The 12,648-nt window shown below is 34.4% G+C and carries 11 protein-coding genes; 4 read left to right on the forward strand and 7 right to left on the reverse strand.

Annotation, left to right across the window (positions count from 1 at the left end; translation table 11 throughout):
- Nucleotides 1–77: 77 nt before the first annotated feature.
- The 3 genes from Q73A0000_RS06110 to Q73A0000_RS17085 are packed head-to-tail and all read right to left on the reverse strand — an operon-like array spanning nt 78 to nt 1,149.
- A complete protein-coding gene (locus tag Q73A0000_RS06110; RefSeq protein ID WP_193813193.1) occupies nt 78–779 on the reverse strand; it encodes a CoA transferase subunit A in 702 nt (233 codons plus the stop codon).
- Between the two features lie 12 nt (nt 780–791).
- On the reverse strand, nt 792–1,034 hold the full coding sequence (locus Q73A0000_RS06115) for a hypothetical protein (RefSeq protein ID WP_193813194.1): 243 nt from the start codon (nt 1,032–1,034) through the stop codon (nt 792–794).
- Nucleotides 1,027–1,149 carry a hypothetical protein gene (locus Q73A0000_RS17085; protein WP_262892929.1) on the reverse strand — a complete coding sequence of 41 codons (123 nt, stop codon included), beginning with the start codon at nt 1,147–1,149 and terminating at the stop codon, nt 1,027–1,029. Before Q73A0000_RS17085 ends, Q73A0000_RS06115 begins: the two co-directional genes overlap by 8 nt.
- Before the next feature lie 449 nt (nt 1,150–1,598).
- Here Q73A0000_RS17085 and rplS point away from each other — a divergent pair, with 449 nt between their 5' ends.
- Nucleotides 1,599–1,952 (forward strand): 50S ribosomal protein L19, encoded by a 354-nt coding sequence (gene rplS / locus Q73A0000_RS06120; RefSeq protein WP_133440743.1) that lies wholly within the window; start codon nt 1,599–1,601, stop codon nt 1,950–1,952.
- A gap of 77 nt (nt 1,953–2,029) precedes the next feature.
- On the opposite strand, the gene Q73A0000_RS06125 is transcribed toward rplS, so the two are convergent.
- The 4 genes from Q73A0000_RS06125 to Q73A0000_RS06140 form a co-directional block, all read right to left on the reverse strand.
- On the reverse strand, nt 2,030–2,758 hold the full coding sequence (locus tag Q73A0000_RS06125; protein ID WP_193813195.1) for a T9SS type A sorting domain-containing protein: 729 nt from the start codon (nt 2,756–2,758) through the stop codon (nt 2,030–2,032).
- A 421-nt stretch (nt 2,759–3,179) separates the two neighbouring features.
- Nucleotides 3,180–5,780 (reverse strand): T9SS-dependent M36 family metallopeptidase, encoded by a 2,601-nt coding sequence (locus Q73A0000_RS06130; protein ID WP_193813196.1) that lies wholly within the window; start codon nt 5,778–5,780, stop codon nt 3,180–3,182.
- A gap of 362 nt (nt 5,781–6,142) precedes the next feature.
- Nucleotides 6,143–7,942, reverse strand: coding sequence for a 30S ribosomal protein S1 (gene rpsA, locus Q73A0000_RS06135; protein ID WP_193813197.1), 1,800 nt, complete (start codon nt 7,940–7,942; stop codon nt 6,143–6,145).
- 243 nt (nt 7,943–8,185) lie between these two features.
- The gene (locus Q73A0000_RS06140) at nt 8,186–9,139 is read right to left on the reverse strand and encodes a T9SS type A sorting domain-containing protein (protein ID WP_193813198.1); all 954 of its coding nucleotides are present in this window, start codon (nt 9,137–9,139) and stop codon (nt 8,186–8,188) included.
- Nucleotides 9,140–9,384: 245 nt separating this feature from the next.
- Between Q73A0000_RS06140 and Q73A0000_RS06145 the strand changes: the two genes are divergently transcribed.
- From Q73A0000_RS06145 to Q73A0000_RS06155, 3 genes are all read left to right on the forward strand, one after another.
- Complete coding sequence (locus Q73A0000_RS06145; protein ID WP_193813199.1) at nt 9,385–10,692, forward strand: DEAD/DEAH box helicase; 1,308 nt, start codon at nt 9,385–9,387, stop codon at nt 10,690–10,692.
- 69 nt (nt 10,693–10,761) lie between these two features.
- Entirely contained in the window at nt 10,762–11,103 is a 342-nt protein-coding gene (locus Q73A0000_RS06150) for a MerR family transcriptional regulator (protein ID WP_193813200.1), read from the forward strand.
- Nucleotides 11,104–11,189: 86 nt separating this feature from the next.
- Nucleotides 11,190–12,623, forward strand: coding sequence for a helix-hairpin-helix domain-containing protein (locus Q73A0000_RS06155; RefSeq protein WP_193813201.1), 1,434 nt, complete (start codon nt 11,190–11,192; stop codon nt 12,621–12,623).
- The last annotated feature ends 25 nt before the right edge of the window (nt 12,624–12,648 follow it).

The raw sequence follows: 12,648 nt of genomic DNA on the forward strand, positions 1-12,648 counted from the left end.
GATTACAAAAAAAAACATTTCCCTCACGGGAAATGTTTCGTTTAATCATCACTTGAAGTCTTCAAATCAGAAAACTTTCAACTTCTTTTTCTAACTGTTCTTTGCTCAATTCTTTTCTCAAATTTCTCGCCCTGAAAAATTCTTTGAACCATAATTCCCGGAATATGAATTTCATTGGGATCGAGTTGTCCCGGTTCTACCAATTCCTCCACTTCAGCGATGGTGATTTTCCCACTTCCCGCCATTGGCGCATTGAAGTTTCTTGCAGTTCCTTTAAAAATTAAATTTCCGGCGTGATCACCTTTCCAGGCTTTTACGATGGAATAATCTGCTTTGTAAGCATGTTCGAGAATGTGCATTTTACCATCGAAATCTTTGGTTTCTTTTCCTTCTGCGACTTCAGTTCCGTAACCTGCAGGCGTGTAGAAAGCTGGAATTCCACATTGTGCAGCGCGGCATTTTTCGGCTAAAGTTCCTTGTGGCGTTAATTCTACATCGAGTTCACCGGAAAGCATTTGTCTTTCGAATTCTGCATTTTCGCCAACGTAAGAAGCGATCATTTTTTTGATTTGTTTTTTCTGCAAAAGCAAACCTAAACCAAAATCATCAACTCCGGCGTTGTTGGAGATACAAGTCAAATCGGTAACATTGCTTTCTACCAGCGCATTAATTGTATTTTCTGGAATTCCGCAAAGGCCGAATCCACCTACAATTAAAGTCATTCCATCGCTGATTCCGGCAATGGCTTCCTGAACATTTTTTACTCTTTTATCAATCATAATCTTTGCTTATTATTGCGCACTCCAAGCTCCGTCTAACGTAAATATACTTCCGGAAACGGTGGTTGCATTTTCTGCAGCTAAAAATACGGCAATTTCTCCTAATTTCTCAATAGGAACGAAACTTTTTACGGCTTGTTTTTCCAGCAGTACTTTTTCTACCACTTCTTCTTCGCTCATATGGTGTGCTTTTGCCTGATCTTTAATCTGATTTTCGACCAGTCCCGGAGGGAAATCTAATCTTTCTTCAGGCATAATCACTGATGCTTTCAGCTTTTGAAGCACCACGGATTACGAAGAATAAAATCACGCACATATAAACTACCAGAACGATGCTGATGTATAACGGCCATTGGTTTTCAGAATTCATAGTTTAACTTTAGAACAGCAAAAAACGGAATTAAATTTTGAGTTTAAGCTTTTAGATTTGAAAACGAAGATATGACTTAAATGGAAATAATGAAATATATTATCTGTATCACTTGTTTAAAGCAGATTAGTAAAGGTGTGACCAAATTTAGTTTCTCATATAAATATTTTTTTAACGCAAAGACGCAAAGGTTTAAATACAAAATTGCGTGTATAATTACGGTCGCAAAGGCGTTTGACTTCGTCGAATCTTCGATTTCACTTAGAAAAGGGCGCAAACCGAAAGTGCCATATTGACGTATTATGAATATTCATAAATTCTTTTAAAATATTGTAAATGAAATGTTTGTCAAATAGAAAAATTGTAGTATTTTTGCAACCTGTTAATCAACCTCTGACGAAGGGCGTGAACGTTGTTTAGCTTGACAAAAAATATTTTTTATAAAAAAAATGGATTTATTACAGTACGTACAAGACAAGTACATCGCAAAGAAAGAATTTCCTAAATTCAAAGCAGGTGATACTATCACTGTTTATTACGAAATTAGAGAGGGTGCTAAAACCAGAACCCAGTTCTTTAAAGGAGTTGTTTTGCAAATTAGAGGAACAGGAGGAACAAAAACTTTTACCATCAGAAAAATGAGTGGTGATGTTGGAGTTCAGAGAGTTTTCCCAATGAACATGCCAGCTTTGCAAAAAATTGAAATCGACAGAAGAGGTAAAGTTAGAAGAGCAAGAATTTTCTACTTCAAAAACCTTAGAGGTAAAAAAGCGAGAATTAAAGACGCTTCTTACAAAAAGTAATTCAATTTACGATATTAGAAAAACCCATCAATTTATTTTGATGGGTTTTTTATTATTGGAAAGTGAGACTAAATAAGTTATTTTTTAATCAGTAATTTAGAAGAATAGTTAACTCCTAATCCTGTAACTTTTACTTGATACATTCCGTTTGGAAGTGCTTGCGTATTGACTGCATCAGTAAAAGAAACGTTCTGACTGGAAACTAACTTGCCAGAATTTTCGTAGATTTCAACACTTACTTTTCCTAAAATATTATCAGATGCCTTAATAAAAAATTCATCTTTAGCCGGATTTGGCGAGATAGAAATCCTTTTATTTAAAGAAGCTTCGCTATTTGCTAAAATCAAATTAGAATAGAATATTTTGTTTCCCAGCGGGTTTGTAACCGTGAGATTTTTACCAGAAAAAATTTCTTGATAATCAAAATAGAATTTATCTGTGGGTTGAAATCCAAAATAAAAATCAGTGGTCATATTATCAAATTGTTGCACGGCTTGTTCGTTTTCGCCATGATATTCCATTAAGGTAATTGCTATACCTGGCACATTAAAATAGTTGGAATTGTTATCACCAAAAGCCGCAGTTCCAAAGGCTGAATTAAAAAGAATGGATCTAAATCCATTATTGCCGTCATAATTAAATTCGACTTTTCCTGAGGCAACAAACGGAGCTGGCGGATAATAATCAATACCATTCCATTGAATTTTCATAATGGTCCAGTTTGCATTTTTCAACAAACTGCTGTAGGGTTGGGAATAACAGATGAATGATACAATAGTAAACAGCAAGAAATAGATTTTTTTCATGATTTTAAGTTTAATATAAAGATATTATTATTTTTTGTCAAATATTATAATTTAATAAACTGAGGCTCATCTAAAAAAATTAGGAAGGCAGTAATCAATTTTTTGAAAACTATTTTTATGGATTGATCAAAATGGTTTTTTTATCAGCGAAAGTACATTTGATTTCCCGTGGCAAGAAGAAATGCCTGAAGTTATAGCCCTGATGGCAGCGGCATCCCCGCGCAGCGGGATATAGCGGACAGCGGGACTGGATTTGTAAGAAGCGAAAATTTTGGTGCTCCTTATTGAGAATCTAATTATTTGATTGTTCTCAATTATCTTTCCCCCAAGATTTGACGCTGATTCCAAACTGATTTTAAATTATTTTCACAAAAAAACCGCCTTGTTCAAAACAAGACGGTTTAAAAATATTAATTAAAGATTATTTTTTAATCATCAATTTAGAAGAGTAGCTAACGCCTAATCCTTCTACTTTTACAACGTAAACTCCGTTTGGAAGTGCTTGTGTATTTACGGCATCAGCGGAAGAAATTTTCTGACTGGAAACTAATTTTCCAGAAGCGTCATAGATTTCAACATTTAATTTTCCTAAAATGTTATTTTTTGATTTCAAGAAAAATTCACCTTTAGCAGGGTTTGGATAAATGCTAAATGCTTTGTTAGCATCAACATTACTAGTTGCTGCTGTTACTAAACATTCTGTTGGCACTGTGAAATCTTCGACTTGATCGGTAATAATTAGTTTTGATCCAGCAGAAGCGTTAACTCCAAGACCTCTTGCAGCAAAAGTTTCCCAAATCATACATTTATCTGCACCACCTGTGGTAGCAAGTTCAGCTTTAAGAATTCCATCTCTACCGTCGATAAAGCTTGGGCTACAACCTTGAAGTTTTAGACCATCTGTAACCAATTGCAATACTCTTGTACTTCCGTTGGTAGCGTTTGCCATTACATCAGAAGAGTAACCATATTTCTCAGCATATTTCCAATGAAGATCCCAAAGCATTGTTGCCCATACAAATCCGATAGAGTGTACTAGTGGCGCAGCATTTGTTCCCATTCCGTTGGTATCTCCGTAAGTATAACCATTGATATCGAAATCAGGAGAATATTTAGCAGGACGAATTCCAAGACCAGTAATCGGTTCAGAAATCGCATAAGTTCCAATTCCTCTTGGTACATCTTTGGTTGCTCCTGGCTGATTAGTTAACATTAACGCGAAGAAATCAGACCAACCTTCACCCATTTGTTCTTTACTGTTATTAGTAGATAAACATGTTGAACCGTTCCCAGTTAATCTATTAGAAATACCATGACCGTATTCATGAGTTACAATTCCATTATCGAAACTACCATCCCTAATTGGCTGTACGTTTTCATCATATTTTAAAGTAACATTTACAGGAGTTGTACCGGTTAAAAGACCTTTCATATAAACTCCTTCTTCATAAGGGATCAATACTGAAGGAATAGTAACGGTAGCATCTACTCCACCCATTCCAGCAGTTGCCGTAGATGATGGTAAACTATAAATAATCGCAGCGCTAGCACCTGCAATCTGTGCGTTTTTAACCTTAACCGTAAAGTCACAGTCTCCTCTTTGAATTAAGCCGATTTTACCTACAAGTGAATTGGCTGGTAAAGCAGTACATCCGTCTAAAACTGAAGATAAAACAACGTCACCAGTTACTCCGGTCGCATCCAGCTCTGGTCCGAAAGTAGTTGAAACCAAAGCTTCTACCGGTCTACCAACTGCTTCTGCAGGGGTATTGTAGTAAAAACGTTCGATTACGCCTGGATCCCAAAGATACATCTGCATTCTTGGTCTTTGCCCATCTGCTGGTGTTGTGAAGTTAGCGTTGTTTCTTCCTCCTCCATCTTGAGACTCTGCCATTACATAATCATTCTGACTTCCGCCTTTTCCAAAATTGAATGCCTGGAAATTTCTTGCAGATTCAGTAAAACCTAAACGATAGAAAATATCGTGAATTTTATTATTGATATAAAATAAATTGGTCGTTGCAGCAGGTAAATTAGCAGTTGTAGCATTCGGTACAAATGGGAAATCGAAAACTAATCCTGCACCTCCATCTGGAGAAGCACCTGGATTGTTTGCGTTAAGCTTATCATCATAAGCATGTACGTTATTTCCTCTTGTAATGGTGTAATTACCAACATAAGTTCCTCCTGTCACACTTTGCCAGCCGTCTGGAGAAGCATCTAAAAACCAAGGATTAGAAACCAAAGTACGTGGTCCGTGACTTGGACTTTCTAATGGTAAAGCAAATACTCGGTAGCTTGCGTTACTTGGAGCAAAAGCTACTGGACCTACAAGCTTGTTAGTGTCATTGCTAAAGTCTTCTGAAAAACCAGCTGGTAGATGTGCAGAATAATCATGGCTATAAGCGTCATGTTTAAAATCACAAGAAAGCGTTAGATTATCTTTACTTAAAATTTGACCAGTTGTTGCGTCTGCAAGGATTGCCCAATAATTAGAAGTTCCTTTTTCTTCGAATACGAATTCATAACATAATTTCAGATCACTATTTTCTGCTTGAAAATAGATTAATCTGTTTTTCACGGTTGCAACTCCATCTTGCTCTGCATCTTTAATTCCGATAAGTTGGTATTGAGATGCATTCTTCAATCCTAAAGCTTGTGCTGCACTTGCAAAAATAGACGTATTAGCAGATGCTGAAGCTGGTTTTGCAGCATTTGCATAATTCTTGGCAAAACTATCATCGTAATAACTGATTTTTTTTTCTTTAATTAAAGCAGTTCCGATTGCATTATAAATTGGAATTCCATTATAAGACTGTTGAATTTTCACCACATCTCCTTTCATTGAGGTAGAAAAATCTTCATTGATGATTTCAAAATTCTTCAAATCAGCTTTCATGAAATCATTTTTGGCAGAAATGTGATTTTGAATAATCGACTTAAAATCTTGCGCGTTCGCGTTCCCAAAAGAGAACAAGAAGCAAACGGCCGCAATCTTCAAAGGTAAATTTCTATTTTTCATATATATTATTTATTTGCCGTCGAATTTATAAAAAATATTGATAAGTTTTGAATTTTTAACATAAAAAAAACGACTTAGATACTAAGACGTGAATTACAGCCCGAAAATTATGTACCATTTTTCTCCAATTTCCTTTTTGAAGTCGAATAAAACATCTAAATAACGAAGATTAATTCCTTTTCATTATTAGAAAAATCTATAGATTTATGAAGGTGAAGTATCGCTGATTCTTTTCATAGTTTTCTTTAAAAACCATTTTTCAATCATTACTTTAAATAAAAACTTACTTCTATTTTTTTATTAAAACCAAAAAAAAACGCCTCAGTAAACTGAGGCGCCTTTTATAATATGAAAATCAAGGATTATTTCCCTTCCATTTTCTTTTTCAATTCTGCTAATACGTCTAAATCACCAAGAGTTGATTTTTCTTCGTTGTTTGAAGAACCTGTTGATTTGTTAGATGATGAATTAGAAGTTTGTTCTCTTACATTTTTCTTTTCTTCGTCTCTGAAGATTCCTGTATGAGAAACTACTACTCTTTTGAATTCTTTGTTGAATTCGATAACTTTGAAATCTGCGCTATCTCCTTTCTTGATTTTAGATCCGTCTTCCTTCTCTAATAATCTTGATGGACAGAATGCTTCAACTTCTAGATCTTCGAACTGAACTTGAGCTCCTTTGTCGAAAACTTCAGTTGCAGTTCCTGCATGTACAGATCCTTCAGCATATTTAGTTTCGAATTTATCCCAAGGATTTTCTTGTAATTGTTTGTGACCTAAAGATAATCTTCTAGCTGCTGTATCTAATTCTAGAACGACAACTTTCAATTGATCTCCAACTGCACAGAATTCTGATGGATGCTTGATTTTTTTAGTCCAAGAAAGATCAGAAATATAGATTAATCCGTCGATACCTTCTTCCAATTCTACGAATACACCGAAGTTAGTAAAGTTACGAACTGTTCCCGTGTGCTCTGAACCTACTGGATATTTAGCTTCGATATTAGACCAAGGATCTTGGCTTAATTGCTTCATACCTAGAGAGATTTTTCTGTCTTCTCTGTCTAAAGTTAAAACTTCAGCTTCAACAGTGTCTCCTACTTTTACGAAATCACCTGCACTTCTTAAGTGAGTTGACCAAGACATTTCTGAAACGTGGATTAGACCTTCAACACCTGGAGCAACTTCTACGAATGCACCGTAATCAGCAAGTACTACTACTTTACCTTTTACTTTATCACCAACTTTCATGTCAGCAGAAAGAGCATCCCAAGGATGAGCTTCTAATTGCTTCATACCTAACTGGATTCTTGTTTTCTCGTCATCAAAATCAAGGATTACCACTTTCACAGTTTGTCCGTCTTCCAGGATTTCTGATGGGTGATTAACTCTGCTCCAAGAAAGATCTGTAATATGGATTAATCCATCTACACCTCCTAAGTCAACGAATACACCGTAAGAAGTAATATTCTTAACAGTACCTTCTAGTACCTGACCTTTTTCTAATTGAGCGATGATCTCTTTTTTCTGACCTTCGATATCTGCTTCGATTAACGCTTTGTGAGATACTACAACGTTTTTGAATTCCGGGTTGATTTTCACAACTTTGAATTCCATTGTTTTACCTACGAACTGATCGTAATCTTTAATTGGTTTCACGTCGATTTGTGATCCTGGTAAGAATGCTTCAATACCATGAACGTCAACGATCATACCTCCTTTTGTTCTTGATTTTACAAAACCATTAACGATTTCTCCAGTTTCGTGAAGTTCGTTAACTCTATCCCAAGCTTTCAAGATTCTTGCTTTTCTGTGAGATAATTGTAATTGACCTGATTTATCTTCTCTTCTGTCAACCATTACTTCAACCTCATCACCTGCTTTAAGCGCTGGGTTGTAACGGAATTCGTTTAAAGAGATAACTCCTTCAGATTTAAAGTTGATGTCAACGATTGCTTCTTTGTCAGTAAGTCTTACAACTTTACCAATAAGAACGTCGTTGTCCTGTAGATTGTTAAGAGATCCGTTATAGATTTCTTCTAGATCACTTTTCTCTTGTCTTGATTCAGCATCAAGACCAGATTCAAATGAATCCCAATCAAACTGTTCTGGAGCTACGTTTTGGTTCAAAAGAACCTCTGCTTTGTCTGTCGTTTCTGACATAATAAAAATAATTTGTATTCTTTACCTTTCAATATCTGGCTGAATGTGGTTGTTTGAAAAATACAGAAGATGTTAGTTGTTAATGTTTTACCTTAGCCAAATGCTTCCACAAAAAGTGGTGCAAAGATACTGTTTTTTCTTAGATGTTAGAAATAATTTTCACCTGTATTTTCTATGCAAAAATAATAGGAGCGATCCTTAGATTGCTCCTATTATTATAATTTAAAAATTAAATCTTAATTCTTAATTCTTAATCAATTTTGTTGCTTTAATGTTCTTACCATCATTTACTTTGATAATATAAACTCCTTTCTGTAAATCACTTACGTTATAAGATTCTGCCAATTTGAAGCTTTTAACTTTTTTACCGGTTACATCAAAAATACTTATTTCTGTATTCGTATTTTTTGATTCTGATGGTAAAGTCAATTTAAATGAATCCATTGTTGGATTAGGATAAACCAATACTCTACTGTCCAACTGTCGGGTTTCTGTAGTTCCCAGAGCAGTTGCAACATAAGTAATTATGAATGGCATTGCCTGAGGTGCAAAGGAACCACCATCAACAATTTCAGCCCAAACACCTGCATTAGCCTGAAGTGCATTTGCAGAAGCAGGTCCATTTGAACCAACAATTGTTACCGGAGGTAAAAATACCGATCCACTATTTGTTGCTCTCACTTGATAATCAAGCCAATAAGTTCCTGGATTTAATGTTTTTGTTACATTACCTTTAATTTGCCAGATTCTCCTTGTTGTTCCAACCGCTGATGCTGCGACTCTATACATTTTCGAATCGGTACTGCCAGCAACATTAATAATGTTTGTGGTCGTATCACCGAATACAACTGTTCCTCCGGCATTAGGGCTTCCGCTCCAAATTTTCAAATTCATTTGATTGATCGGAAATGTGGTAGAGCCCGTTTGATAAGCAAAGATCTCAACTGAAGAAATTGCCCAGCTTTCTCCCGCCGGAACCATAAAATCATCAGCTAATCTAAAGTCATTTGTCCCATCGGTAAATCCAGAGACACCATAGGTTGAATTTTCAGCTTGTAACTCACTCCAGGTATAGCCTGCCGGAGCAGCCACTGAAGTACTTGTTGTTGCACCAGTACTCAAATTTCCATTGGAGTAAGATTGCGCACTCATTAATGACCCACATAGAACCATTAAAGAAAATAGATTTCGTTTCATAATAAATTGTTTTTAGTATATCAAATCTACCAACTATTTATATTACAAAACAACTATTTTTCAATTATTTTAAAAAATAAAAATGAATATGACAAACAATTCATTACAAAACGAGTGATATCACAAAAAATATAAATTTATATTATATTTTTTGAAACTTCGAAAAGTAAAAAACCATCACTTTACTTTAATTAAAAACATTCTATTAAATACAATTAATACGTGCTTTCTTGTAACTTTGCAAAATGGAATTAAAGACGATTTATCAAAACTTGCAGATTCAGGACATGAATCAAATGCAAAAAACCACTTATAAAGCTTCAGAAGACAACAAAGACGTTATTCTTCTTTCGCCAACAGGATCAGGAAAAACGCTTGGTTTTCTATTTCCGATATTAAGAAATTTAAAGAAAACAAATAGTGGTATCCAAGCCATCATATTGGTTCCTTCCCGAGAATTAGCCTTGCAGATCGAACAGGTTTTCAAAAGCATGGGAACCGATTATAAAGTCACCGTTTGTTATGGCGGTCATGATAAAAAAATAGAAGTCAATAATTTAATCGAATCTCCCGCTTTGCTAATAGGAACTCCGGGCAGAATCGCATATCATTTAAAAAACGACAATTTCGATCCAACTACAATTGAAACAATGGTTTTAGATGAATTCGATAAGTCGCTGGAATTTGGCTTTCATGAGGACATGAGTTTCATTATTAATGAGATGCCAAATCTATCACAAAGAATACTGACATCCGCTACTGCGATGCCAGAAATACCAGAATTCACAGGTGTCAATCGTCCCGAAAAAGTTGATTTCTTAAAAGTACTGGAGATAAAACCAGATTTTCAACTACGGAAAGTAATTACTACTTCAGAAGAAAAGTTAGATACTTTATTCAATTTACTTTGTAAAATCGGAAACAAAAGAACATTAATTTTCTGTAATCACCGTGATGCTGTTGATCGTATTTCTGAATTATTAAAGGAGAAAGGAATTTCGAGAGAAACTTTTCACGGTGGAATGGAACAGGATGAAAGAGAACGAGCTTTACTCAAATTCAAAAATGATTCTTCGCGTATTTTAATTACCACAGATTTAGCTTCGAGAGGTTTAGATATTCCTGAAGTAGAATCTATCGTTCATTATCAACTGCCTCCGAAGGAAGATGCTTTCATCCACAGAAACGGACGTACCGCCAGAATGAATGCGAAAGGTTACGTATATTTAATAATGACTGAAGATGAAAACTTCCCTTTCATTAAAAAAAATACGCAAGAAGAAGTTCTAACGCAGGATTATAAAATGCCGTCAAGAACTCCTTTTCTTACCATCTATATAAGTGCTGGAAAAAAAGATAAAGTTAACAAAGTTGACATCGTTGGTTTTTTAATTAAAAAAGGAGAATTAGAGAAAGATGATATTGGACTTATTGAAGTAAAAGACACCACTTCTTATGTTGCTGTAAACCGCCAAAAAGTAGTTGCTTTATTGAAAAAATTAGAAAATCAAAGATTGAAGAATAAAAAATTAAAAATCGAAATTGCTTATTAAATAAACATGATTAATGTTGTCTTTAAATAGTCTTAATTTTTATGTATTTTTGTTTTTGACCTAATTCAAATGAAAGTTAATTTACCAGATAAACTCTATTATTCTATTGGCGAAGTTTCAAAAGCTTTTGATGTCAATGCTTCACTCATTCGTTATTGGGAGCAAGAGTTCCCAATAATTAAGCCTAAGAAAAACAAAAAAGGCAACCGATATTTTACGCCAGAGGATATTAAAAATCTAAAAATAATCTATCACCTGGTTAAAGAAAAAGGCTATACTCTCGACGGCGCCAGAATTGCGTTAACCACCAATTCAAAAATCTCTGAAACCGTTTCTATGATTGACCGATTGGAGTTTGTGAAAGCTGAATTACAGAAGTTAAAAGAGTCTCTCGTAGAAAGACCCGAATGAAAAATAGCGTTTTTCGTTTATTAAAATAGGTGTTTTTCTCTTTTGGACGAAAATTTTTCAGAATAACTTTACTGAAAATTACGACTATGAGATTCACCGTACCACTTTCAGCAGCTAAAAATTATTTCTTAGGTTTTGTAACATCCGGTATTTTCTTGGTATCCGGATTATATTTTTTCAGTGCCGAAGAAAATCAGGATAACGCCCCAATTAGCTTTTCAGAAAACTTAGAAGGCGGAAACCTCACTTCTAAAAAAGTCCATTTATCTGAATTTAATCCTAATGATCTCAATGAGGAACAATGGATTCATTTAGGATTCTCTGAGCGACAAGTTGCTACGATTCTCAAATATAAATCTGTAGTTGGAGGGAGTTTTAACTCAAAAGAACAGCTTAAGAAATGCTATGCAATTTCAGAAGAAAAATACAATGAGCTAGCACCTTATTTTGTACTTCCCAACAGTCCAAAAAAGTCGACTTCATTCCAAAACTTTAGCAATTATACTCCCAGAAAATCTTCCAATCAGTATTCAAACAATTACAATAAAGGATTATCAATTCCTGGGAAATTTAATCCGGATTCCTATAGTATTACTGATTTCATCAATTTAGGTTTTACAGAAAAGCAAGCTGTTTCTATTTTAAAATATAAAAATTATCTCGGCGGAAGTTTCATTAGCAAAGAAAAATTTAAAGAATGCTATATTATCAATGAAGAAAACTATAGAAAATTAGCACCTTATTTACTTCTTCCGGAAAGTAGTTCTGAAAATAAGTTTGATAAAAAATCGTTCGCAAGTAATGCTCCTCTTTCTGAAAAACCAACGATTACTTATTCGCCTTTTAATCCTAATACGACCAATCTTGAAGGTTGGAAAAATCTCGGATTTTCTGAAAAACAAGCTCAAGTAATCATTAATTACAGAGATAAAAATCTGAAAGGAAGTTTTAAATCATTAGAAGATATTGCACGTTGCTTTGTGATTTCGGCGGAAAAGTTTGAGCAGATAAAGCCGTATATCATTTTAAATTCTGAAAATACAAATAGCAAAAGTTCAGACCATTCACCAGTTAATTCAAATAACTCTCAACAAAATCAATCTGTAAAATCAAACAATAATGCAGAAACAAAAACAGATTTCAAGAAAACAGATTTGAATGAAATAACTTTTAAACAGTTAATCGAATTTGGGTTTGATGAAAAAAGCGCTGCGAGCCTTATTGGATTTAGAAATAAATTAGGAGGATTCGTGAACACCAAACAAATTATCGACACCTATAATATTGATAAAGATTTAGCCGAAACACTAATATCAACGGCTTTTTTATTTACAGAGAATGTTCCAAAATACACTTTGATGGACGCACCAGAATCTTGGTTAAAAAACCATCCTTATTTTAAATATTATGCAGATAAAATTATCTATTACAGAATCACGTTTTCAAATGAAAAAAAATTCTTTAGAACGATGAATATTAAACCAGAGGCCGAACAAAAAATGAGATTATACCTTAAATAAAAAATCAGCTTCCGAGGAAACTGAT

Source organism: Kaistella flava (ex Peng et al. 2021) (genome assembly GCF_015191005.1).
In the GTDB taxonomy this organism is placed as follows: Bacteria; Bacteroidota; Bacteroidia; order Flavobacteriales; family Weeksellaceae; genus Kaistella; species Kaistella flava.